The 1,952-nt window shown below is 62.6% G+C and carries 2 protein-coding genes; both read right to left on the bottom strand.

What is annotated here, in order from left to right:
• A partial coding sequence (locus tag EOA36_RS17740; protein WP_145969204.1) for an FAD-dependent oxidoreductase occupies positions 1-1,652 on the bottom strand: 1,652 nt, incomplete at its 3' end.
• Positions 1,649-1,952, bottom strand: a 304-nt coding sequence (locus EOA36_RS38330; RefSeq protein WP_245464396.1) for a DUF559 domain-containing protein, incomplete at its 5' end; no start/stop codon positions are given. The genes EOA36_RS17740 and EOA36_RS38330, both read right to left, overlap by 4 nt.

Genomic DNA, 1,952 nt, shown 5'->3' with positions numbered 1-1,952 from the left:
GACGACCCCCAGATCATGAAGCGGTCTTCACCGGCCTTGGCGATGGTGAAGTCGCCGATCAGCTTGCCGAATTCGTTGATCATCGGCGTCAGCACGATGCGGCCGGTCTTCGGCATGCGGTTGGTCATCAGCCGGTTGAGGAACTCTTCCGCACCCGGCCCCGACACTTCGTATTTGGCGAAGTTGGCGATTTCGGTGACGCCGACCCTTTCACGGGTGGCGCGCACTTCCTCGCCGATCGGCCCAAAATCGTTGGAGCGGTGGAAGGAGACGATGTCCTTCGGCTCCTTGCCCTTAGGCGCGAACCAGAGCGGGGTTTCGAGGCCCCACGAGTCGCCCATGACGGCGTTGTTGGTGAGCATGGTGTCGTAGAGCGGCGTCGTCTGGGCCGGGCGGGCGGCCGGCAGTTCCTCGTTGGGGAAGCGGATCGAGAAGCGGCGCGAATAGTTTTCGCGAACCTTGGCATTGGTGTAGCGCAGGCCGGCCCACTCGCCGAAGCGGGCGACATCCATGCCCCAGACGTCGAAGCCCGGATCGCCATGGACCATCCAATTGGAGAGAGCGAGGCCGACGCCGCCGCCCTGGCTGAAGCCGGCCATAACGGCGCAGGCGCACCAGAAATTGGTCAGGCCCTGCACCGGGCCGACCAGCGGGTTGCCGTCGAGCGCGAAGGTGAAGGGGCCGTTGATGATCTGCTTGATGCCGGCCTTTTCGATGCCGGGGAAATGCTTGAAGCCGATTTCGAGCGACGGCGCGATGCGGTCGAGATCGGGCGGCAGCAGTTCATGGCCGAAATCCCATGGCGTGTTGACCGGCGACCACGGCTTGCAGGCCTTTTCGTAGGTTCCGAGCAGAATGCCGTTGCGCTCCTGGCGGGTGTAGATTTCGCCCTTGAAGTCGAGCACGCCGATCATTTCGCGGCCGGTCGACTTGTTGAATTCCTCGACCTCCGGCATCGGCTCGGTCAGGAGATACATGTGCTCCATGGCGAGCACCGGCAGCTCGACGCCGACCATGCGGCCGATCTCGCGCGCCCACAGGCCACCGCAGTTGACGACATGTTCAGCGTGAACCGTGCCCTGTTCGGTGACGACGTTCCAGGTGCCGTCCGGCTGCTGCGTCAGGTCGACGACGCGGTTGCGCAGCACGATCTCGGCGCCGAGCTTTTTCGCCGCCTTGGAATAGGCGATCGTGGTGCCCGAAGGGTCGAGATGGCCTTCGACCGGATCCCACATGGCGCCGACGAAATTCGTCTCGTCCATCAGCGGGAACATCGCCTTGGCCTCGGACGGCGTGATCAGCTCGGTGTCCATGCCGAGATAGCGACCCTTGGCGTGGGCCAGCCGCAGGAAATCCATGCGCTCGGGCGTATCAGCCATCATCACGCCGCCGGTCAGGTGCAGCGAGCAGGATTGGCCCGAAATCTCCTCGATCTCCTTGTAGAGCTGGACGGTGTAGGCCTGGAGCTTGGCGACGTTCGGATCGCCGTTCAGCGTATGAAAGCCGCCCGCCGCGTGCCAGGACGAGCCCGAGGTCAGCTCGGACCGCTCGATCAGCATGATGTCGGTCCAGCCGGCCTTGGCCAGGTGATAGAGCACCGAGCAGCCGACGACACCACCGCCGATGACAACCGCTTTTACATGAGATTTCATGAAGATAGGTCCGTTTTTGAAGAGATTGAATCGAATGAGTGGGGCGTGAAAACAAGGCGGAGGTCGGATGCTGCCGTGTTTTCGGCGAGCCTTCCATCAAGCGCGGCAAGGATGGTTTCACAGACGGAAGTACGTTGTTTCAGGACATCATGGTTCCAGACACGCAGGATCGAATAGCCTTGGGCGCGCATGAAATCGTCGCGGCGACGGTCATAGGGGCTGTCGGCGTGTCGGTGGCCGTCGACCTCAACGACAAGCCATTTTTCGCGGCAGGCGAAGTCTGCAAAGAAGGGGCCGATG

Source organism: Mesorhizobium sp. M8A.F.Ca.ET.021.01.1.1 (assembly GCF_003998025.1).
GTDB lineage: Bacteria > Pseudomonadota > Alphaproteobacteria > Rhizobiales > Rhizobiaceae > Mesorhizobium.
Note: the sequence above shows the minus strand (reverse complement) of the source record. Positions and strands in the feature narration are given on the sequence as shown.